Source organism: Ruegeria sp. YTSA072, from assembly GCF_059610285.1.
The window spans coordinates 485,212-506,883 of record NZ_JBXWNI010000001.1; the positions used below are offsets into that span (position 1 = coordinate 485,212).

At 56.8% G+C, this 21,672-nt stretch carries 21 protein-coding genes; 16 read left to right on the plus strand and 5 right to left on the minus strand.

Going from position 1 to position 21,672, the window contains the following annotated elements:
- Positions 1-30: 30 nt before the first annotated feature.
- Genes AC2FIB_RS02325 through AC2FIB_RS02350 form a run of 6 tightly spaced genes read left to right on the plus strand, consistent with a single transcriptional unit; the run spans position 31 to position 5,729 of the window.
- A complete protein-coding gene (locus AC2FIB_RS02325; protein WP_058271883.1) occupies positions 31-630 on the plus strand; it encodes an amino acid synthesis family protein in 600 nt (199 codons plus the stop codon).
- The gene (locus AC2FIB_RS02330) at positions 602-1,381 is read left to right on the plus strand and encodes an alpha/beta fold hydrolase (protein ID WP_496733084.1); all 780 of its coding nucleotides are present in this window, start codon (positions 602-604) and stop codon (positions 1,379-1,381) included. The genes AC2FIB_RS02325 and AC2FIB_RS02330 overlap by 29 nt, the downstream gene beginning before the upstream one ends.
- Positions 1,378-2,298, plus strand: a complete 921-nt coding sequence (locus AC2FIB_RS02335) for a flavin reductase family protein (protein WP_496733085.1) — start codon at positions 1,378-1,380, stop codon at positions 2,296-2,298. The genes AC2FIB_RS02330 and AC2FIB_RS02335 overlap by 4 nt, the downstream gene beginning before the upstream one ends.
- A complete protein-coding gene (locus tag AC2FIB_RS02340) occupies positions 2,298-3,332 on the plus strand; it encodes an LLM class flavin-dependent oxidoreductase (RefSeq protein ID WP_496733086.1) in 1,035 nt (344 codons plus the stop codon). Before AC2FIB_RS02335 ends, AC2FIB_RS02340 begins: the two co-directional genes overlap by 1 nt.
- Positions 3,333-3,340: 8 nt before the next feature.
- Positions 3,341-4,819, plus strand: coding sequence for an aldehyde dehydrogenase (locus tag AC2FIB_RS02345; RefSeq protein WP_496841691.1), 1,479 nt, complete (start codon positions 3,341-3,343; stop codon positions 4,817-4,819).
- A 43-nt stretch (positions 4,820-4,862) separates the two neighbouring features.
- On the plus strand, positions 4,863-5,729 hold the full coding sequence (locus AC2FIB_RS02350) for an urea carboxylase-associated family protein (RefSeq protein ID WP_496733088.1): 867 nt from the start codon (positions 4,863-4,865) through the stop codon (positions 5,727-5,729).
- On the opposite strand, the gene argE is transcribed toward AC2FIB_RS02350, so the two are convergent.
- Positions 5,726-6,883 carry an acetylornithine deacetylase gene (argE, locus tag AC2FIB_RS02355; protein ID WP_496733089.1) on the minus strand — a complete coding sequence of 386 codons (1,158 nt, stop codon included), beginning with the start codon at positions 6,881-6,883 and terminating at the stop codon, positions 5,726-5,728. The two genes, AC2FIB_RS02350 and argE, sit on opposite strands and share 4 nt — an antisense overlap.
- Positions 6,880-8,064, minus strand: coding sequence for a M24 family metallopeptidase (locus AC2FIB_RS02360; RefSeq protein WP_496733090.1), 1,185 nt, complete (start codon positions 8,062-8,064; stop codon positions 6,880-6,882). The genes argE and AC2FIB_RS02360 overlap by 4 nt, the downstream gene beginning before the upstream one ends.
- 195 nt (positions 8,065-8,259) lie before the next feature.
- Between AC2FIB_RS02360 and AC2FIB_RS02365 the strand changes: the two genes are divergently transcribed.
- From AC2FIB_RS02365 to AC2FIB_RS02395, 7 genes are all read left to right on the plus strand, one after another.
- Positions 8,260-9,405, plus strand: coding sequence for a M24 family metallopeptidase (locus AC2FIB_RS02365; protein ID WP_496733091.1), 1,146 nt, complete (start codon positions 8,260-8,262; stop codon positions 9,403-9,405).
- Positions 9,402-10,109: a maleate cis-trans isomerase family protein gene (locus tag AC2FIB_RS02370; protein ID WP_496733092.1), complete on the plus strand. Its 708-nt coding sequence runs from the start codon at positions 9,402-9,404 to the stop codon at positions 10,107-10,109. The genes AC2FIB_RS02365 and AC2FIB_RS02370 overlap by 4 nt, the downstream gene beginning before the upstream one ends.
- A gap of 149 nt (positions 10,110-10,258) precedes the next feature.
- Positions 10,259-11,350: an ABC transporter ATP-binding protein gene (locus tag AC2FIB_RS02375; RefSeq protein WP_496733093.1), complete on the plus strand. Its 1,092-nt coding sequence runs from the start codon at positions 10,259-10,261 to the stop codon at positions 11,348-11,350.
- Positions 11,351-11,462: 112 nt separating this feature from the next.
- Positions 11,463-12,554, plus strand: coding sequence for an extracellular solute-binding protein (locus AC2FIB_RS02380; RefSeq protein ID WP_496733094.1), 1,092 nt, complete (start codon positions 11,463-11,465; stop codon positions 12,552-12,554).
- A 66-nt stretch (positions 12,555-12,620) separates the two neighbouring features.
- The gene (locus AC2FIB_RS02385) at positions 12,621-13,892 is read left to right on the plus strand and encodes an ABC transporter permease (protein ID WP_496733095.1); all 1,272 of its coding nucleotides are present in this window, start codon (positions 12,621-12,623) and stop codon (positions 13,890-13,892) included.
- A gap of 5 nt (positions 13,893-13,897) precedes the next feature.
- Entirely contained in the window at positions 13,898-15,109 is a 1,212-nt protein-coding gene (locus AC2FIB_RS02390) for an ABC transporter permease (protein ID WP_496733096.1), read from the plus strand.
- Between the two features lie 161 nt (positions 15,110-15,270).
- Positions 15,271-16,491, plus strand: a complete 1,221-nt coding sequence (locus AC2FIB_RS02395) for an aminopeptidase P family protein (protein ID WP_496733097.1) — start codon at positions 15,271-15,273, stop codon at positions 16,489-16,491.
- Between the two features lie 21 nt (positions 16,492-16,512).
- Here AC2FIB_RS02395 and speB read toward each other — a convergent pair whose 3' ends face one another.
- Positions 16,513-17,487 (minus strand): agmatinase, encoded by a 975-nt coding sequence (speB, locus tag AC2FIB_RS02400; protein ID WP_282168425.1) that lies wholly within the window; start codon positions 17,485-17,487, stop codon positions 16,513-16,515.
- Positions 17,488-17,637: 150 nt separating this feature from the next.
- On the opposite strand from speB, the gene AC2FIB_RS02405 reads away from it, so the two are divergent.
- The 3 genes from AC2FIB_RS02405 to AC2FIB_RS02415 all read left to right on the plus strand — a co-directional run bounded on the left by AC2FIB_RS02405 (position 17,638) and on the right by AC2FIB_RS02415 (position 20,030).
- Entirely contained in the window at positions 17,638-18,480 is an 843-nt protein-coding gene (locus AC2FIB_RS02405; protein WP_496733098.1) for a glycosyltransferase family 25 protein, read from the plus strand.
- 126 nt (positions 18,481-18,606) lie between these two features.
- Complete coding sequence (locus AC2FIB_RS02410) at positions 18,607-18,975, plus strand: group I truncated hemoglobin (protein WP_496733099.1); 369 nt, start codon at positions 18,607-18,609, stop codon at positions 18,973-18,975.
- Positions 18,972-20,030, plus strand: a complete 1,059-nt coding sequence (locus AC2FIB_RS02415) for an adenylate/guanylate cyclase domain-containing protein (RefSeq protein WP_496733100.1) — start codon at positions 18,972-18,974, stop codon at positions 20,028-20,030. The genes AC2FIB_RS02410 and AC2FIB_RS02415 overlap by 4 nt, the downstream gene beginning before the upstream one ends.
- 8 nt (positions 20,031-20,038) lie before the next feature.
- On the opposite strand, the gene AC2FIB_RS02420 is transcribed toward AC2FIB_RS02415, so the two are convergent.
- Together AC2FIB_RS02420 and ppk2 are read right to left on the minus strand one after the other, a co-directional pair.
- A complete protein-coding gene (locus tag AC2FIB_RS02420; protein WP_496733101.1) occupies positions 20,039-20,653 on the minus strand; it encodes a TetR/AcrR family transcriptional regulator in 615 nt (204 codons plus the stop codon).
- Between the two features lie 103 nt (positions 20,654-20,756).
- Positions 20,757-21,626 (minus strand): polyphosphate kinase 2, encoded by an 870-nt coding sequence (gene ppk2 / locus AC2FIB_RS02425; RefSeq protein WP_496733102.1) that lies wholly within the window; start codon positions 21,624-21,626, stop codon positions 20,757-20,759.
- Between the last annotated feature and the right edge of the window lie 46 nt (positions 21,627-21,672).

A 21,672-nucleotide genomic window follows, 5' to 3' on the forward strand; every position in this document is an offset into this window, starting at 1 on the left:
TATTTCTCGTACTCAAGATTGGGGGATAACGTGCAGCCGGAAATTCGTAAAATAGTGACCTTCGACGAAGAAGTGCTGATCGAAGGATATCGCAAAGCCGAACGGCCGTGGCGCATGTTCGCCGTGGCAGCGGTTGTCACGAACCCTTGGGCCGGACGTTTCGTCGAGGATCTGCGGCCTGAAATTTTGGCCTATGGCCCAATTCTGGGCCAAGAATTGACCGACAGGATGATCGCGCTGGCCGGAAGCGGCGAGGCGATTGAGGCTTATGGCAAGGCCGCGGTTGTGGGGCTGGACGGAGAGGTCGAGCATGCCTCGGGCCTGATCCACACGCTGCATTTCGGGAACATCTTCCGGCAGGCGGTTGACGCCAAGTCCTATCTGTCATTCACCAACACCCGGGGCCCGGCGAACACACCGATCATGGTGCCACTGATGGACAAGAACGATGCAGGCCGTCGGTCGCATTACCTGACGCTGCAATTCGCCATCCCCGACGCGCCGCGCGCGGATGAGATTGTCGTTGTTTTGGGCGGAGCAACCTCGGGCCGCCCGCATCATCGTATTGGCGACCGCTATCAGGACTTGAAGGATCTGGGCCATGACGTGGACAACCCGGCCTCGGTCTGACATCGGCGGGCTCGCCGCGATAGACGAAGGCGAAGGCCCGCTTGTGGTTCTGCTCCATGGCGTTGGATTGCGGGCCGAGGCTTGGGGCGCACAGATCGATGCGCTGTCTGCCGCCGGGTATCGTGTTCTGTGTCCGGATATGCCCGGGCACGGGGAAACCCCTTTCCATGGTGCTATTGGGCTGGATGGATACGCCAACCCTATCGCGGCCCGATTGACCGAGCCTGCCGTTCTGATTGGGCATTCCATGGGCGCTTTGATCGCTTTGGACATTGCGGCATCGGGTCATGATCAGGTGAGAGGCGTTGCTGCGTTGAACGCAATTTACCGCCGAACCCCCGAAGCGCGTGCGGCTGTCACGACCCGCGCCGCGGCACTGGATGCTGCGGCCATGAACGATCCCACCGTGACTTTGCAGCGTTGGTTTGGCGATCAGGTTTCCGAAGAATGCGAAGCCTGTTCGCGTTGGCTAAAAGATGTCGATCCGAGCGCCTACAAAGCGGCCTATACCGTCTTCGCCGAAAGCGATGGACCGACTAACGCACAACTGGGGCAAATCAAATGCCCGGCACTGTTTATGACGGGCGGGGATGAGCCGAATTCCACACCGGGCATGTCACAGGGCATGGCGCAGAAGGTGACAAATGGGCGTGTCGAAATTGTTCCGAACGCCGCCCACATGATGCCCATGACGCACCCGGCTGACGTTAACGCCAATTTGCTTGAGTTCGTTCGGAGGTGCCTGCCATGACCGAGGTTGATACCCGCGCCCTGCGTGATGCTTTCGGCAACTTCATGACCGGCGTGACGGTTGTGACGACCCGGGATACGTCCGGCAACCCGGTCGGGTTCACGGCGAATTCCTTCACGTCTGTGTCGCTTGATCCGCCCTTGCTGTTGGTCTGTCCCGGCAAGTTTCTGTCCACCCACGATACCTTTGCCGGATGCGCGCACTTTGCGGTGAATGTTCTGGCAGACGGGCAGCAGGGCGTCTCGAACACCTTCGCTAGTTTCAAGGGCGACCGATTTGGTCGTGTGGCGCATCGCGACGGAGCCAATGGCTTGCCGCTGATCGACGGGGCGCTGGCACAGTTTAGTTGTGAAACGCATCAGGCGCTGCCCGCAGGCGACCACACGGTTCTGATTGGCCGTGTCATAGACTTCACCCATATCGGCGGAAACGGTCTGGGTTATGTGAACGGGTCGTACTTCAGTCTTGGGCTCGAGCGTCAGATGGACGCGCAGGTTCCGACAATCTGCGGCGCGATTGTTGCGGCAAATGGCAAAGTTCTTCTGGAACGCTACGAAGGCGTATTTCGCCCGGTTCAAATCACCGGTGCAGAACCCGGGGGGCAACGCAACAGGCTGGCACAGGGCCTTTCTGATCGCGGCATTCAGGCGCAGATCGAACAGGTCTATTCTTCGTTCAACGATGCCGAAACGAACCTGCACTATACGTTCTTTCTGGCGTCCTGCGGTCAGACCACCCAGACGGACAATGCCGAATGGGTAGACATCGGCGATCTGGCCGATCTGACCTATGCCAGCAAAAGTTTGCACCACATGATGACCCGCTACGCCCTTGAAGCCCGCGAAGGCGTGTTCGGGCTGTATCTCGGCGACGCCGAGCGCGGCGAAATTCACAGTTTCGGTAAAGGAGCCATTTGATGGAGTTTTCACTGTTTGCCCACGTGGAACGTCTGACCCCGGATCAGCCACACGATGTTCTGTATGATGAATTCGTGAGCCTGGTTAAGATGGCTGATGACGGGGGCATGCGGGCAGTTTGGACAGGTGAACATCATGGGATGGAGTTCACCATTGCCCCCAACCCGTTTCTGTCGCTGGTCGATCTGGCGCATCACACGCGCAATGTGCGATTGGGGACCGGGACGGTAATTGCGCCGTTCTGGCATCCTATCAAACTGGCAGGTGAGGCCGCCGCAGCGGATCAGATGACAAAAGGGCGTATCGAGTTGGGGATCGCGCGCGGTGCGTATTCCTATGAATATGAACGCCTGATGCCAGGAATGGACGCATGGGAAGCGGGGCAGCGCATGCGTGAATCCACGCCGCTGTTGCCGCAGATCTGGACGGGCGATTGTGCCCATGAAGGCGAGTTTTATAGCTTTCCGGCCGCAACTTCGGCACCGAAACCTTATCAGGACGGCGGTCCTCCAATATGGATCGCGGCGCGGGACCCAAACAGCCACGAATTCGGCGTTCACAACGGATTCAATATTCAGGTCACCCCGCTATGGCAGGGCATGGAAGAGATCGAGACCCTGATGGGGCGGTTCAACGATGCCTGTGACAGCTACGCGGGGCCGCGCCCCAAGATCATGCTGTTGCACCACACTTATGTCGGCAAAGATGACGACGATGTTGCGCAGGGCGTGCAAAGTCTGCGCCGGTACTACAATTACTTTGGTGCATGGTTCATGAACAAACGGCCAGTTGAACAGGGCTTGATCAAGCCGATTACCGAAGCCGAGATGGACGCGAACCCGATGTATACCAGCGAGAAACTGGGCCGCGACCTGACAGTTGGGACCGCGCAACAGGTAATCGACCGGATCAAGCGCTATGAAGATCTGGGCTATGACGAGTTTTCGTTCTGGGTCGATAGCGGCATGACCAACGAACGAAAGCGCGCCTCTTTGGCGCGATTCATCGACGACGTGATGCCGGCATTTCAGTGAGGACCACCATGGGAAACTTACCGCATTTTCAGCTGTTCATTGATGGCGCCTGGACCGAAGGTTCAGCCTCGCAGGTTATGACGTCCGAGAACCCGGCCACAGGCCAGGGGTGGGCCACATTCGCGTGCGCCTCGCCCAGTGATGTTGAACGCGCCATCGCCGCCGCCAAACGGGTTTTGGATGACCCGGGATGGCGGGATATGACACAGACGCAGCGGGGCAAGCTGCTGTATCGCCTTGCCGATCTGGTGGCTGAGAATGCCGCGCGTCTGGGTGAGTTGGAGACGACCGACAGCGGAAAGCTGTTGGCGGAAACCTCGGCACAAACCGGACATGTCGCCGATTACTACCGCTACTATGCGGGTCTGGCAGACAAGGTCGAAGGCACGGTCCTGCCCATCGACAAGCCGGACATGCATGTCTTTACCTCACGAGAACCGATTGGCGTCGTGGCCGCGATCGTGCCGTGGAATGCGCAGATGTTCCTGACCGCGACCAAGCTGGGCCCGGCGTTGGCTGCCGGGTGTACCGTGGTGCTGAAAGCATCGGAAATCGCGCCCGCACCCATGCTGAAATTCGCCAAGCTGATTGAACAGGCCGGGTTCCCGTCCGGCGTTGTGTCGGTTATCACCGGTGACGCCGAAAACTGCGCGATCCCACTGACCCGGCACCCGGATGTCGACCGAATTGCCTTTACGGGTGGGCCTGAAACCGCCCGCCATGTGGTGCGAAACTCGGCTGAGAACTTTGCGGTCACGTCATTGGAGCTGGGTGGAAAGTCGCCGATCCTCGTGTTTGAGGACGCCGATTTGGACGGTGCAGCAAACGGCTTGATCGCGGGTAACTTCGGCGCATCCGGTCAGAGTTGTGTGGCGGGCACGCGCGGACTGGTGCAACGGTCGATCCTGGAACCTCTGGTTGAACGGATCGCCGAAAAGGCCAGCGCCATCCGGTTGGGTGATCCCCTGCAGCCGGAAACGCATGTCGGCCCGCTGTGCACGGCAGCGCAGGTGCGCAAGATCGAAGAGACTTTAGGCAAAGCGCGGGGGCAGGGCGCGACGATCCATTTCGGCGGAGAAACTGCAGACCGTCCCGGAAATTACATGAATCCCACTTTGGTCGAATGCGTGTCACCCGAGACCGAAACCTTGAAGATCGAAATGTTCGGACCTGTCATGTCCTTGCTGCCGTTCGATACTGAAGAAGAGGCTATCGCGCTGGCAAACAGCACCCCTTACGGGTTGGGCTCGGGCGTGTTCACGCAGAACCTTGCGCGTGCACACCGTGTTTCGAAACGGATCAGGGCCGGTATCTGCTGGGTGAACACCTATCGCGCGATCTCTCCTATCGCGCCGTTTGGCGGGTTCAATCAGTCGGGATATGGCCGCGAGGCCGGCGTTGAGGCGATCCTGGATTACACCAGAACCAAGACCACTTGGATCAGCACCGCGCAAGAGCCGATGGCGAACCCTTTCATAATGCGCTAAGGATTCGGAAAGGCAGGGATTTCCGGAGGGAAGTGAGGGGCGCATGAAACTGACAAAACCGAACTTCCCACCACCGGCCGATGCCGCCGACCGCAAGGCCATTGCCCCAGTAATCTGCTACCCACCGGACTCGTTGCAGCAGCCTGATCTGATTGGTTTGGGCCAACTGCGCGAAGGTGCCGTAAAGGTGGCCGAGGCCACTGCTGCCCCGCGTGACGCGGCTTGCATTGATGTTCCGGCCGGCGCTTTTGTCAGGGTGGTATCGGTCGATGGTCCTCAGGTCGGTGACCTGAACATGTGGAACAAGCATGACCTGACCGAGCGGTTCTATTCCGGCAAAACCCGCGCGCTGCACGGCACGCACCTGTCGACCGGAGACCGGATGTGGTCGAGCTTTCCCAACATGCGACCGATGGCGACGATCGTTGCCGATACTCTGGACTGGTATGGGTTCGATACCTATGGCGGATCGGTCCATGACGTGATTGGCACGCGGTGTGATCCGTATACCGGGCGTTTGCTATCGGGGGACGACTATCACTATTGCTGTCATTCGAACCTGACCCGCGCGCTGGCCAGCTATTGCGACCTGCCACTGCATGAGGCCGAAATGCTGGTGCATGACGTGCTGAACGTGTTCATGTGCACCGGATTTACCCGCGATACGGGCCAGTATTTCATGAAGGCCAGCCCGGTGCGGCCTGGCGACTATCTTGAGTTTTATGCCGAGATTGACCTGATCGTCGGCCTGTCTGCATGCCCCGGCGGGGATTGTTCGTCGGAACATTCCTCGGATACCGCTGCCTGCCATCCGTTGTTGATGGAAGTCTACGATCCCGGCAAGGAAGCACGTGCGGCGCATGTCCAACCGGGCCGATCAAAATACGACCGCGCGCACGGAACCGTTTAACGGGTCAGGCGCTGACCCAATCGGGTCAGCATTCTGCAGCACAGGTCCAACTGTTCGATTTCAAGGAACTCGTCTGCCTTGTGGGCCTGTGCGATTGAACCCGGCCCGCAGACAATTGCGTGAACGCCCAGTTTCTGGAACAGCCCGGCCTCGGTCGCAAAGGCGACAACGCCACTGCCATTCGCGCCGGTCAGTTCGGCCACCAGATCACGGGCCGCGTTTTCTTCCATGGGTTCAAGACCTTCGACCTCGGCGATAGCCTCTTGCGTGATACTCGAGTCGCTGTGGACCGCTTGCATCTCCGGTAACAAGGAATGCTCCACGTAGTCTGCAAGGGTCTTTTTGACGAGGTCGGCGTCACTTGCCTGCACGGGTCGCATCTCCCACAAAACCTCGGCCTTGCTGGCTATGACGTTATGGGCAATGCCGCCTGAAATTTGGCCGATATTGACCGTCGTCCAAGGCGGCTCGAACCGGCTGTCGGCGGGTGCGCGGGACTTGAGGATATGGCGCAGCTCCAGCAGTTTGCCGATATATCGCGCGGCATACTCCGCAGCATTCACTCCATCATCGGGGGCAGAGCTGTGTCCCTCTAACCCGGTAAAGCGGGTTGTATATTCAAAGCAGCCCTTGTGCCCCTCAATCACGCGCATCTCAGTCGGTTCGCCGATAATCGCGATGTCCGGAACGATGCCGCGTTCAGACAAGTCATCGACCAGCGTTTGCGCACCAAGGCAGCCGATTTCCTCATCGTAAGTAAAGGCAAAGTGCAGCGGCTGGGTCAGCTTCCCGACATCCAGCGTTTCGCCGAAAGCCACCGCCGCAGCGATAAAGCCCTTCATGTCGCACGTGCCGCGACCATAGAGTTTGCCGTCACTTTCCGCCAACTTAAACGGATCGGTCGTCCAGTCCTGATCGGCCACCGGTACCACGTCCGTATGGCCGGACAAAAGGATGCCGCCGGGTTGATCTGGCCCGACGGTGGCAAATACATTGGCCTTTGCCCCGGTCTTGTCTCGAGTGACGACACACCTCGCACCCAATGCCTCGAGCCGTTCGGTCAGGTAGTTGATCATTTCCAGATTCGAATCCGCAGATACCGTCTCAAAAGCAATCAGGTCGGCTAGTATTTCCGTGGTTCTAGGTAAAGTCATGGCTTCACAAATAGCTTTCTTGGGCGGTTGCAGAAACACTCGGCGGGACCCGACTCAGTGATGAGAATCGGCTCGGTGATCTCCAACCCCCAATCGTCCATCCAAAGGCCGGGCATGAAGTGAAAGGTCATGCCGGGTTCCAGAACGGTCTCGTCCTCGGGTCGCAGGGAAATCGTGCGTTCGCCCCAATCGGGTGGATAGCTGAGGCCAATCGGATAACCGCATCGCGCGCCGCGCTCGATACCCGCCCGTTCCAGCGGGGCAGCCAGAGCCAACGCGATATCACGCGCCTGATTGCCGGCCCGCGCGGCCTCTAGTCCCGCTTCAAGACCTTCTATCAGCGCGGCTTCAGCACGAAGCAAAAAGTCGGGTGGCTTACCCAAAAAGACCGAGCGGCAGAAGGGCGCGTGGTAACGGCGATAGCAGCCTGACAGTTCGAAAAATGTACACTCTCCGGATTTGAATGGTTCACCATCCCAAGTCAGGTGCGGTGCAGCGGCATCCGGACCAGACGGGAGCAAGGGCACAATGGCCGCGTAATCGCCCCAATCCTCGCCAACTCCGGTGATTGCGTCATGGTAGATTTGCGCGACAAGGTCGTTCTTTCGCATACCCGGTTCAATGCGTTCCAATACGCCGTCGGTCACATGCTCGGATATCCGGGCAGCTTTTCGCATTAGCGCAATTTCCTCATCGGATTTCACGGCACGCTGCCAGTTCACCAATGTGTTTGCGTCGACCAGCTCTGCGTCGGGCAACTCTGCCAGCAAAGTCAGGTGCGCTTTGGCTGAATAATAATAATTGTCCAACTCGACACCGATCCGCCCCTTCGCGATACCAGTATCCGCAATCAGCGCGGCCAGATCCTGCATGGGGTGACGCACGGTGGATTGTACATATTCGTCCGCATAGCCGTGGATCCGGTCATTGGACATCCAAACAGTTTTACGCGCGCCATTGGCATCCTGATTTCGGCCCCACCAGATCGGGTCGGCATCCTGAAGCACAAGTACCCCTTGATGCACGTAGAATGACCAGCCTTCATACCCGGTCAGCCATGCCATGTTTGAAGGATCTTCGACAAACAAGGCATCCAAACCCGCTGCTGCCATGGCGGCGCGGGTCTTTGCCAATCTGCGGTCATACTCGGCGCGGCTGAAGGCCGGATCTGAATGGGGCATTTTAGGCTCCTGCCTTGGGCGAGTTTTGTTGACAGAACTTGACGAATGCGATCACGTCAATGGGCATCACGGGAAAGACACTAAATTGAGAATCTCACCTCCCCCCCATCGCGGCGGCCAAAAGCTGATAAATGGCGCTTGCTTGAGAATTGACGCGGACGCGCAGGTTATCCGCTTTTTCTCTGAGGTAACGGAATGAGGGGGTTTGACACGTCTGAGTTCGCAGCACGAACGGAACGCGCGCAAAACAAGATGCAAGCCTCTGGTCTGTCGGCGCTGTTGCTAACGACGGAACCTGAGGTCCGATATTTTACCGGCTACCTGACGCGGTTTTGGGAAAGCCCGACACGGCCCTGGTTTCTGATTGTACCTGCCAGTGGTAAGCCGATTGCCGTGATCCCTTCGATCGGGGCCGCGCTTATGGCCGAGACATGGCTCGATGATATCCGAACCTGGGTTGCGCCGGATCTGGCCGACGATGGCATTAGCCTTTTGGCTGAGACACTTCGCGAGGTTACGCCCGACGACGCAAGGATCGGACTACCAGATGGGCATGAAACGCATGTCAGGATGCCGTTGGCAGACCTTCGACGTTTGCAACAGGCAGTCGGTCAGCGAGACCTTTGCGGCGACGAAGGGATCGTACGCGCGCTTCGGATGGTGAAATCATCAGCGGAGATTGCAAAGATCGAAACGGCTTGCGCCATCGCCGGACGCGCCTTTCAGCGGGTGCCCGAAATCGCCAAAGAAGGCGTGGCGTTGGATGCTGTGTTTCGCCGGTTTCAAATGCTGTGTCTGGACGAGGGGGCCGATTGGGTTCCATACCTCGCGGGCGGTGCGGAACAGGGCGGTTACACTGACGTAATATCCCCGGCATCTGATACGCAACTGCAACAAGGCGATGTCCTGATGCTGGACACCGGCCTGGTTTGGGATGGGTATTTCAGTGATTACGACCGCAATTGGTCAATAGGGTCCGCGAGCCAGCAGGTTAAGTCGGCCTACAGTGCTTTGATTGAAGCATCGGATTCGGCATTCGAGATTGCGCGTCCGGGCGCCACGGCGGCTGACTTGTTTCAGGCGATGAACTCTGTGCTGTCGCGCCACGATGCCGATACAGGGGCAGGGCGCTTGGGGCATGGATTGGGGATGTCTTTGACAGAATGGCCGTCCCTCATACCAACCGACCACACAGTTTTGGAACCAGGCATGGTCTTGACGCTTGAACCGGGCATTGCCGTGGGTGGAAAGATCCTTGTCCACGAAGAAAACATCGTCATAACCGAAAAAGAGCCCCGCTTTCTTAGCCCTCGCGCTGGTATGGAGTTGCCCGAGATATGACGCGTTTACCTTATACAGTTGATGCAGATAATCCCGCCATGCCCCCAATGGGTCTGATCGTCTTGCAGACAGACGAGACCCTTGAGCCGGAGTTCAACGCGTATTTTTCTGATCGAAGCTGCCCCATTTACGTCTCCAGAATTCCCAGCGGCAAAGAGGTGACGACAGATACTCTGGCGGAAATGGAAACCGCGTTACCTGCCGCTGCTGATCTGTTGCCCAAGACCCGACCATATCGTGTGGTTGGTTATGGCTGCACCTCTGCCAGCTCGGTTATCGGCTCGGATCAGGTCGAACAAATGGTTCAAAAAACTTGCGAGGCAGAGGTTGTTACAAACCCATTGCGCGCGGCCTCGGCCTGCGCCCAAGAACTTGGTGTAGCAAAGTTCGCACTTTTGTCGCCATATATCGAAGAAGTGAACGATCCCTTACGCCGCGCATTTGCGCAAAATGGCATTTCGATGGATGTTTTTGGCACATTCGGCGAAGCCGAAGAGGCCAAAGTCGCGCGGATTTCACGGAAGTCTCTGATTGAGGCTGCAGTGAGTCTTGGGCAGGATGATTCAGTTGAAGCTGTTTTTCTAAGCTGCACGAATCTAAGAACTTTTGATGTTATTCCGATTGTGCAAGAACGCCTGAATAAACCGGTGCTTTCCAGCAATCAAAGCCTTGCGTGGCACATGCGCAAGTTGAATTCTGCCTGAAAACTCTGCTGCTTCTTTTTTAATCGTTACCCACGTGTCATATTTTGGTTGCGTGCCGCACCCTGCATGTCCTTAAATGGCCTCGACAGGTCTTTGAGATCCGGATGAACCGGGCAGGCAAGGACTGCACAGGGGAGACTAATCGGTAAATGTCTAATGACGCAGCGTTCGTCGAGTTTCAGCATGTCCAAAAATCTTATGATGGCGAGATCCTTGTTGTAAAAGACCTTAACCTTTCCATGCCGAAAGGTGAGTTTCTTACAATGCTTGGGCCCTCGGGTTCTGGCAAGACAACTTGCCTGATGATGCTGGCAGGGTTTGAAACAGCCACTCATGGCGAGATTATGTTGGACGGGCGACCGATCAACAACATCCCACCGCATAAGCGCGGTATTGGCATGGTTTTCCAAAATTACGCTCTTTTTCCGCATATGACGGTGGCAGAAAATCTGTCGTTCCCTCTGGAAGTGCGGAAAATTGGCAAGGACGCAAGAGAAGAAAAGGTCCGGCGGGCGCTTGATATGGTCCAGATGGGGGCCTTTGGCAGCCGTCGACCAGCGCAATTGTCCGGTGGGCAGCAACAGCGGATCGCCCTTGCACGTGCGCTGGTGTTCGAGCCCGAGCTGGTTCTAATGGATGAACCGCTGGGCGCGCTCGACAAACAGCTGCGCGAGCATATGCAGTTTGAAATCACGCGTCTGGCCCATGAACTTGGGATTACGACCGTCTACGTGACCCACGACCAGACCGAAGCGCTGACAATGTCAGATCGCGTTGCGGTATTCGACGATGGACGCATTCAACAGCTTGCGCCGCCGGATCTGCTGTACGAAGAGCCTGAAAACAGTTTTGTTGCCCAGTTCATTGGTGAAAACAACACATTGGAAGGCGTTATTAAGTCAATCAACGGCGACGAATGTGTTGTGGCGCTGGATGACGGATCAGAAATCGACGCCAAGCCGGTCAATGTCCACGCGGCAGGTGATCGGACCAAAGTGTCAATCCGGCCTGAGCGGGTGGAATTCAACAAGGATCGCCTGCACGCCGATGCGCATACTCTGAAAGCAACGGTGAAAGAGTTCATCTACATGGGCGATGTCTTCCGCTTCCGTCTGTCGGTTGCCGGGAATGACGACTTCATCATCAAGACGCGAAACGCCCCGGACGCTATCAAACTGTCACCGGGCCAGGAAGTCGAAATCGGCTGGCTTGCGCGCGACTGCCGGGCATTGGACGCCTGATCAGGAATTGCCCCGCTCATAGCACCATAATGTGCGGGGAAAGGCATGGGAGGGTTACCCCGTGGCCCAACCGCAATGATCAAGATCAACGGGAAAAAACAGGGAGTTAATGATGAAAGTTACTAAAACCACTCTTATGGCGGGTGCGATTGTGGCTGTTGCCGGCGCCGCGTCAGCCGAAGAGATGACGATCGTCTCTTGGGGCGGCGCATATTCCAAGTCGCAGCTGAAAGCCTATCACGAGCCCTATTCGGAAAAGACCGGCGTAACCATTCTGAACGACGACAGCTCGAACGAAGCGGTTGCCAAGCTGCGGGCAATGAACGAAGCGGGCAACATCACCTGGGATGTTGTGGACGTTGTGGCAGCGGATGCCATTCGCCTGTGCGACGAAGGCCTAGCGCTGGAAATCGACTTTGACAGTCAACTGGCACCGGCACCTGACGGCACACCCGCGTCCGAGGATTTCGGCGAACTGCTGGTAAGCGACTGCTTTATCCCGCAAATCGTATACTCGACCACGTTCGGCTATCGCACCGATTTGGTCGGTGACAATCCTCCGACCGAGATTTGTGCCATTTTCGATCTTGAAGGCTATCCGGGCAAGCGGTCGCTTGAAAAGCGTCCGATCAACAACATGGAATGGGCGCTGCTGTGTGACGGTGTTGCCAAGGATGACGTCTATGACGTTCTGGCCACACCGGAAGGGCAGGATCAAGCTCTGGCAAAGCTGGACACTATCAAGGACAGCGTTGTTTGGTGGTCCGCAGGTGCAGACACGCCGCAGTTGTTGGCGGACGGCGAAGTCGTCATGGGTTCGACCTATAACGGTCGTCTGTTCAGCGTGATCGAAGAGCAGAAGCAGCCTGTTGCAATGCTGTGGGATGCACAAGTGTTCGATCTGGACGGTTGGATCATTCCTGCTGGTCTGAGCGAAGAGCGTCAACAGCGCGCGCTGGACTACATCATGTTCGCAACCGACACACAGCGCCTGGCGGATCAGGCCAAGTGGATCTCGTACGGTCCGGCACGTGCGTCTTCGGCACCGCTGGTTGGTCAGCACGCCGATCTGGGTATCGAAATGGCGCCGCACATGCCGACCGATCCGGAAAACGCCAAGAACACGTTCCTGTATAACTACGAGTTCTGGGCTGACTACCGCGACGATATCGACGCGAAATTCCAGGCTTGGCTGGCGAAATAAGCCGGTTTTGAAAACCACGGTCGGGGCCGCCATTGGCCCCGGCTTACCTAAGACCAAGGGACGCAGATGACTGACGCAACTCAATCCGGTCCGATGCTAGCTGCCGATGGCACGCCGCTGAAGAAATCCTTGGCGCGATCACTGCGCCGCCGAAAACTTCGGGCTTTGGCTCTGATCGCGCCCTTGCTGCTATTTGTGCTGCTGTCCTTTGTGATACCGATCGTGTCGATGCTGTTCCGCTCGGTCGAGAACGGTATCGTGTCCCAAACACTCCCCCTGACGGTGGTCGAGTTGCAAAATTGGGATGCCGAAGGCGGAGAACTACCGGACGAGGCGCTTTACGCGGCCTTCACCAAAGACATGGTTGCCGCAATTGAGGCGAAAGAACATACCAAACTCGGGACACGTCTGAATTATGAACAGACGGGAATGTCTTCGATGTTCCGAAAATCTGGACGCAAGATCAAGCGGTTGGATCCGGAAGCTGACGCCCCGTTCAAGGAAAAACTGATCGAAATTCACGAAGGCTGGGGGGACGTGGACACCTGGCGCGTGATCAAGACGCACGCGGTGCCGATCACCAATGGATACTTTCTGAACGCTATTGATATGCAGCGCACACCCGAAGGGGCGCAAGCGCAACCCGAAGATAAGCGCATCCTCATCAAGCTGTTCGGCCGGACATTGTTCATGTCGCTGATCATTACCGGGTCCTGTATTCTGCTGGCCTATCCAGTTTCTTACCTGCTGGCCAATCTGCCGATGCGGGCTTCAAACATGCTGATGATTTTGGTGCTGCTGCCATTCTGGACCTCGCTGCTTGTGCGCACCTCCGCCTGGAAAGTGATGTTGCAGCAGCAGGGTGTGATCAACGAAACGCTGGTCTGGCTGGGCTTTGTCGCCGATGACGCGAGGCTGGTGATCATCAACAACCAGTTTGGCACGATCATCGCGATGACGCACATCCTGTTGCCGTTCATGATCTTGCCGATGTATTCGGTCATGCAGACGATCCCGCCGTACTATACTCGTGCGGCCAAATCCATGGGCGCGACAAACTGGACGACCTTCTGGCGGATTTACTTCCCGCAATCGATACCGGGTATCGGCGCGGGTTCGATCCTAGTGTTCATTCTGGCGATCGGCTACTACATCACGCCCGAGATCGTTGGCGGCACCAAAGGTGTCTTCATTTCGAACCGGATTGCGTACCACATCTCATCCTCTCTGAACTGGGGACTGGCTGCGGCGCTGGGGACGATCCTGCTGGCGGTCGTTCTTCTACTATACTGGTGCTACGACAAGATCGTCGGCATTGATAACGTCAAGCTGGGATAAAGAATATGGCTGCACTTACACCAATATCCCGCAAACCGTTGTCCGTGGTTCTGCCGGCTGTCGCAATCGCCGGAGGATTTCTGGGCATGTTCGTCGGTGCCGGGCAGGACAACGTTCTGCTGGGCATCCTGATCGGCGCTGCTTTGATGGCAGGGCTGGCATGGCTGTATATCAACGTGCTGGACAACGAACGCGTTGCGCGCTGGGTTACGATACTTGGTCTTGCTGCAATTGGATTTTTCTTTGCAGGCATTACAGGCTTGATCGTCGGGCTGCTGGCGGGGTGGTTCTTTGCCTTCTTCATCTTCTGGCTCTACGAGGGGCGCTATCGGCAAAAATTGCTGCCTTACATGACGGCTGGTCAGGTGTTGTGGCATTTTACTTTCCGGGTGATCTGCGGGGCAATCTTCGTGTTCCTGATCACGCCGATCCTTGTGGTTCTGCCGCTGTCTTTCAATGCGCAGGACTTTTTCACCTTTACGCCCGAAATGTTGCGTCTGGACCCTGAAGGGTATTCGCTGAAGCATTACCGCGATTTCTTCACCAACAATGAATGGCAGCGTAGCTTCAAGAACTCGCTGATCATCGCACCAATTGCGACGATCATTTCGGTATCGCTGGGCACTCTGGCGGCGATAGGTCTTAGCCAGTCGCATGTTCCGGGGCGTCGGGCCATCATGGGCATTCTGATCTCGCCAATGATCGTTCCGCTGATCATCTCGGCCACGGGTATGTTCTTTTTCTACAGCGACATCGGCCGTTTTTTGGAAGGTACGCTGGGCATGAACAAGAACTTCGTCGGCTATGTGAAAGTCGTGCTGGCCCACGCGGTTCTGGGGATTCCCTTCGTCATCATCACGGTGACCGCAACGCTGGTCGGGTTTGACCAATCCCTGACCCGGGCTGCTGCGAATATGGGTGCGGGTCCGGTGCGGACGTTCTTCAAGATCCAGATGCCGCTGATCCTGCCGGGCGTGATCTCGGGTGGCCTGTTCGCCTTTATCACATCGTTTGACGAAGTTGTGGTGGTCCTGTTTGTCGGCTCGGCCAGCCAGAAGACACTGCCGTGGCAGATGTTCACCGGCCTGCGTGAGCAGATCAGCCCGACCATTCTGGCAGTCGCGACCATCCTTGTGGTGATCTCGATCGCGCTGCTGACCACGGTCGAACTGCTTCGGCGGCGGTCTGAACGTCTGCGGGGGCTCACCCCGGCTTGACGCGACTCAAAAGCTGATTTAGCGATTTCACCATGCACCCCGGTCACGATGGCGTCGTGACGCAACGCGGGGTGCATGGCTCTCGGATCCCGAGGCCGCTCGTCCTGAACGCCGGGACTTGTGGCCGGGCGATGCCAGTCCGGCGTTGAGGAGAGTCAAAGATGGAAGATCTAAACAACCGCCCCGAGTTTTTCACCTGCCATAACGGTGACAAAGCGCCTTTGCCGTTAAGCCGCGCGGAATACGACCGTCGCCTTGCCAGCCTGCGTGCAACAATGGCGGCACGGGATATTCCCGCAGTTCTGCTGACGTCGATGCAGAACATCGCTTACTACTCGGGATTCCTGTATTGCTCGTTTGGTCGCCCTTACGGTTGTGTAGTAACGCAGGATGCCTGCACCACGGTTTCGGCCAATATCGACGCCGGGCAGCCCTGGCGCCGGTCGGTCGAAGAGAACGTGATCTACACCGATTGGAAGCGGAACAATTACTGGCGCGCTGTAGCCAGCCTGATTGGCTCCGCCCGCCGGGTCGGTATCGAGGGTGACCACATGACCCTGGCAATGCACGACACTGCGCTGGACATGTTGGGTGGGCCGGAACTGGTCGATATCGCGCCTGATACGATGGCTGCACGGATGGTGAAATCAGCCGAAGAGATCGAACTGATCAAAGGCGGCGCGCGTACTGCGGATGTTGGTGGCGCAGCTATCCACGCCGCGATCCGTGAAGGCGCGACCGAGATCGAGATCGCCATGGCCGGGCGTGACGCGATGGAGGCCGAGATTGCCCGCGCCTATCCGGATGCCGAATACCGCGACACATGGGTTTGGTTTCAGTCAGGCCTGAACACGGATGGCGCACATAACCCGGTCACCAAGCGGGCGCTGGAGAAGGGCGATATCCTGTCGCTGAACACCTTCCCGATGATTTCAGGTTATTACACAGCGCTGGAGCGCACTCTGTTCCTTGGCGAACCCGACGCCGATAGCCTGCGCATCTGGAAAGCCAACGTTGCCGCGCATGAGCTGGGTCTGAGCCTGATTAAACCCGGCGCAACCTGCTCGGGAATCTGCGAAGAGATCAACCGCTTCTTCGCCGACGAAGGTCTGCTGCAGTACCGGTCCTTCGGGTACGGCCACTCCTTCGGTATCCTCAGCCATTACTATGGGCGCGAGGCAGGTCTGGAATTGCGTGAAGACATCGACACGGTTCTGGAGCCCGGCATGGTCGTCTCGATCGAACCGATGCTGTGGATTCCCGAAGGTCAGAAAGGCGCTGGCGGATACCGTGAGCATGACATTCTGGTGGTCGAGGAAACCGGAGCCGAAAACATCACTGGCTTCCCCTATGGCCCTGAACACAACACGATCAGTGCATAATTGATCTGGCAGGAAGGGCGATCAGCCCTTCTTGCCACGTTCGTGAAAGATGAACCCGATGAAGTTCAGCAGAACCTGAGCCGCCAGAATCTGCGTGCTTTCGGTCGGGTCGTAGTTCGGAGCCACTTCGACAAGGTCGATCCCGACTACGTCTCCGCGTTTCGCAAGCCCCTGAATTATCTCCAAGACATCATAGTACTGGAACCCGCCGTGGCTGGGCGTGCCAGTGCCAGAGGCGATGGACGGGCAGAATGCGTCGATATCAATCGTGACATAATACCGGGCGCCTTCCGGGATGCGCGCCAACACGCCATCTGTACCGAGCTTGCGCACTTGCCGAACAGACAAAATGTCCGACCCACGGGCGCGGGCGTCCTCATATCCTTCTTTGGCGGTTGACGACACGTTCCGGATGCCCAGTTGCGTCATGCCCGAAACATACGGTTTTTCAATTGCACGCCGCATGGGGTTGCCGTGTCCGGCGGTCACGCCATGCCGTTCGTCCACGAAGTCCAGGTGAGCATCAATCTGAACGACGTGGATAGGCCCGTTTTTCTCGCAATCGTTTTCGAAAGCGTTGATGCAAGGAATGTTGACTGAGTGATCGCCGCCGATGGTGACGGGCAGGGCGCCTGCGTTCAGCATCTTTTCAACACCGAACTGGATGTTGGCGTGGCTTTCTTCGGTCTTTGTGTGGATGATATCCGCGTCGCCGATATCGACCATCCGGACCGAGCCATCCAAATAAGTGGCATCATCCTCGTGGTCATATGCGCCAGCATGGCCGAAGCTGAACAGAGTTGACGCTTCGCGCACCGCACGCGGTCCAAACCGAGCGCCGGATCGCCACTGAGTTCCGAAATCAAAAGGCGCACCCATGACGGCGACGTCAGCATCGATTTGATCCCAATCCTCGACGTACGGAGCTTTGCCAAAGGTCGATATGCCCACAAACGGCAGGTTCAGGCGACCGCCGGAATATCCATGAGACGTCATTGCAAGAATCCTGTTTATTGTTTTCCCAGCGCAGCTTAATTGGGACTTCTAAATCAGGATAGGCGAAACCGGATACATATTGCTCAAGCGCGGACTTGATTGTCCGCCTTGCCAGTGTGTATCTGGCGTAACTGCTTGAAAGGAAACACCGTGGGACGTCACGAACTGCCACCAGAGACGGGTGCCTTTTTTATCAATCTGGATCGGGTCCCAGTGCGCCGTGACTTCATGGAAGCGCAGTTCAATCATGCAGGCTTGGTGGGTGCCACCCGGTTTGGCGCGACGGATGCCCAGAAACCCGGAGTTGTGGACGCCAGCGACTATGTTGCCGGATCGGGCAGTCGCTGGGGTTTGACGCAAAGCGAAATCGCCTGTTTCGAAAGCCATCGCGCGGTATGGCAGGCGGTCGTGAATCAAAACCTGCAAGCGGTGGCCATTTTCGAAGATGACGTCGAAATGTCCATTCAGGCAGGATCTGTGATTTCAGCACTGATGGCGGACCCAGATGCCTTTGACATGGTGAAGCTGGACTATTCCCCCAAATCTCTTCGTTTTGGGCCAGAGACGCATATCGCAGGCGTCACGGTCCGGCCCATGTTGGAGATGGCCCCGAGTGCGGCCGCCTATGTGCTTTCTCAGCGGGCCTGCCAGAAACTGCTGAATTGGTCCGAAAAGTATTCGGATCACCTGGACGATTTCGTCTCCATCCCACGGTCGGATTGGCGGATGTATCAGTGCTTTCCGGCTGTTGGGGTGCAGATGATCTGGTCGAAACAGCAAGATCACACGGTCGAAGAGGTGAAGGTCAGCGAACGATCCCAAGACCAGAAAACCAACAGCGGGCTGGATAAGGGGCCGCTTTGGTTCCGCCTCCGGCGGGAATTGGTCGCGGCGCGGCGCAAGCTGTATTGGCGCGTGGGGGGCCAGACGCGATTGCTGGAACAGGGGGGATACGTCGGGTTCATCCCCTGCGCCGACGATCTGAGCGTGTGAATTCAAGTCTAAACACGCCACCTAAATGGTCGTCCCGCAGTGCATCCGCGTCATAAGCGTTAACAAAACTTTCAATATGATATAACCTCGTGACGTTAGTGGTGAATAACGTTTGGGTTATGTGTCGTGGGGCAGACAATTTACGAAAGATACGGTGGCTTCAAAACGATCTCGCGGATCGTGATGACCTTCTACGAAATGGCGTTGGATTCCGATCAGATCGGCGGTCATTTCGAAGAAATAGACATGCCTCGTTTGATTGATCATCAGACCAAGTTTGTTTCGTCTCTGGTTGGTGGACCTGCATCCTTTAGCGATGACAGGATCGAGGCGGTTCATCGTCACCTGAACATCTCTCACGCCGATTTTGACGAGATGGCCGCGCTTTTCAGCGAGGCCCTGTCGATGCATGGAATGGAAGACGTGCATATAAAAGTTGCCCTTGATGCCATCGAGTCAAAACGAGCCATCATCGTGGCACGCGACGCCGCATGAGTATTCTGGCCATAAACGAACAGCTGCTCCGCGCGATCGGTGTCGGCGTCGCTGTTGTGCGGGCTTCGGATTTGGGTTTCGTGTTTCACAACGGTCCATTTACCGAGTGGTTTGGGGCACCGGCCGAAGGTCAGACCCTGTTGGATTATTTTCCCGACCTTGATCCAAAAGAGCTTGAGGACGTCAAGCAATCCGGCTTGCGCTATTCGGTCGAGCTGCAGGTCAAGCCCAAGCGCCGGACGCTGATATTCGCAGTTGCAGTGTCCTTGGCCAACGGCCTTTCCGAACAGGTGTTGGTGGTTGAATTTCAGAACATCACCCGCATTCGCGAGCTTGAGAGCATGATCGACAGTTATTCGACCATGGTCGAACGTAACACGCGCGAATTGGAACGTGAGAAAGAGCGGGTCGAACGGTTGCTGTTGAACCTCATGCCGCGTGCTGTGTACGAAGAGTTCAAGACCTTTGGTGTCGTTACCCCGCAGCTCTACGATCAGGTCTCGGTCGTGATGCTGGATTTTGTGGGCTTTACGGATTTTGCGGCAAAGACCGACCCGACTGTGACACTCAGCGAGTTGAACGACGTTTTCACGGCCTTCGACCGGATCGTCGAACAGTATGGGTGCGAACGGATCAAAACTATCGGGGACGCTTATCTGGCGGTCTCGGGTATGCCGGACGCAACACCGGATCATGCGACGGCCGTGGCCCATTGCGCGGTCCGGTTCTTACGATACCTCGAACGGCGCAACGAAAGCCATCCGCACAAATGGCAGGCCCGGATCGGTCTGGGAATGGGGCCGGCAGTCGGCTCGGTCGTGGGTATTCAGAAATACGTCTACGATGTGTTTGGTCCAGCCGTGAACATTGCTTCACGCCTGCAAGTCTTTGCAAACCCAATGAATATTGTCGCCCCGGGAGAGATGAAATATGCGTTGATTGACGAGTTCCAGGTCTCGGATATTGGGCCGGTGGATATCAAGGGCATGGGGCAGATGGATCTGATTAACGTCACCTCGGGCCTTAGTGTTCCGGCACCAAGGCCCAGGTTCTAGCGCGGACCTCAATCGTCCTGCGGCACCAGGCCCAAACCCCGCAGATAGATACCGATACCGCTTTCCAGCAGATCCTCTGGTGTAAAGGGAGAGCTGGCGCCTGTGTTGCGCGCATAAAGCTCAACAACGCCATGGCTCATCGCCCAGATATGGGCACTGAACATCGACGCAGGTGGCCGTTTCTCTGGCGGGATGTGATGCGAAAGATCTGCGGCTGCTTTTTCCAGCACGCTCTTGGCCCGGTTGGCGGCCAGCGCCAATTCAGGTGTTCGGTTTACGGAAATCCCGCTTTCGAACATGGCGATGTAGTGACCAGGGTGCTTACGGGCAAAAGCCAGATAAGCCCGACCAGTAGCCTCAAACGCTGCCAAGGCCGAGGGTTGGCCCGTGTCATAGGCGTACTGCATCAGGTCGGCGAACATTTCAAAGCCCTGACGGGCGGCTTCCGCAATCAGGTCCTCGCGCCCCTGAAAGTGCCTGTATACAGCTGCAGGCGTTACACCCGCGGTCTTTGCGGCCTCGGAGAGGGTAAAGCCTGTCGGACCTTTTTCTTCGATCAGCGAAAGAGCGGCCTCGATCAGGGCTTGCTTGAGATTGCCGTGGTGATACCCGCGTTTCGCCATGCCTGTGTCACGAGCCTTTTTGTTTAAGTTCCGGGGAACCAAGACATAATCCACGCCTGCCGGTTCGTCCAACCCTTGGCATCAATGGAGCGCGCAAATGTCATCACGCGTCCAACACCTCGGGTCCGCCGCAAATCAGTGGATCGATCTTGCCAATAGCCTTCTTGTCTTTTTCATCATAGTCCAACGCGTGCAAAACAGTTCGTATGGCCGCGATGCGGGCGCGTTTTTTGTCGTCTGAGCGAATGATGGTCCAAGGGCAAAGGTCTGAGTGACTGCGGGTCAGAGTTTCCGAGATCGATTGCGTGTACTCGTCCCATTTACCAAGCCCCGCAATGTCGATTGGGCTGAGTTTCCATTGCTTTAGCGGATCTGTCTCACGTGCCAGAAAGCGGTTCAGTTGCTCCGCGCGCCCGACGTTAAGCCAGAATTTGAACAGTTTGATCCCGTCATTCACCAGTCCGGTTTCAAGCGGCAGAACTTGCCTGAAAAAACGTTCGCGTTCTTCGGGTTCGCAAAAACCAAAGACGTTTTCGACCACACCGCGATTGTACCAGCTGCGGTCAAAGAACACGATTTCGCCTGCCGCAGGCAGGTGTTGAACGTATCGTTGGAAGTACCATTGGCTGCGTTCGGTATCAGAGGGTTTGCTGAGCGCCACGTTGCGTGCGCCGCGTGGATTTAGGTTCTCGCGAAAACGTTTGATCGTACCACCTTTTCCGGCGGCATCGCGGCCTTCGAAAATGATCGCAACGCGATTGTCTGTTTCCCTGACCCAGGATTGCATTTTGACCAGTTCGATCTGCAGCAGATCCATCTCTTTGTCGTAATCCTTACGCTTCATTCGTTCTTCGTAAGGATATGTCGGGTTTAGAATGTCGTCTTTCTTTGCGTTTTCAATGGCTGATCGCACCTCTTTCGGCGCGTCCTTGCGGAAATACTTTTCAATGGAACCTTTTTCCGAACGGGCCATTAGCTACCTCGCCATAAAATCCATATCCTACTATGGATTAGCTGGC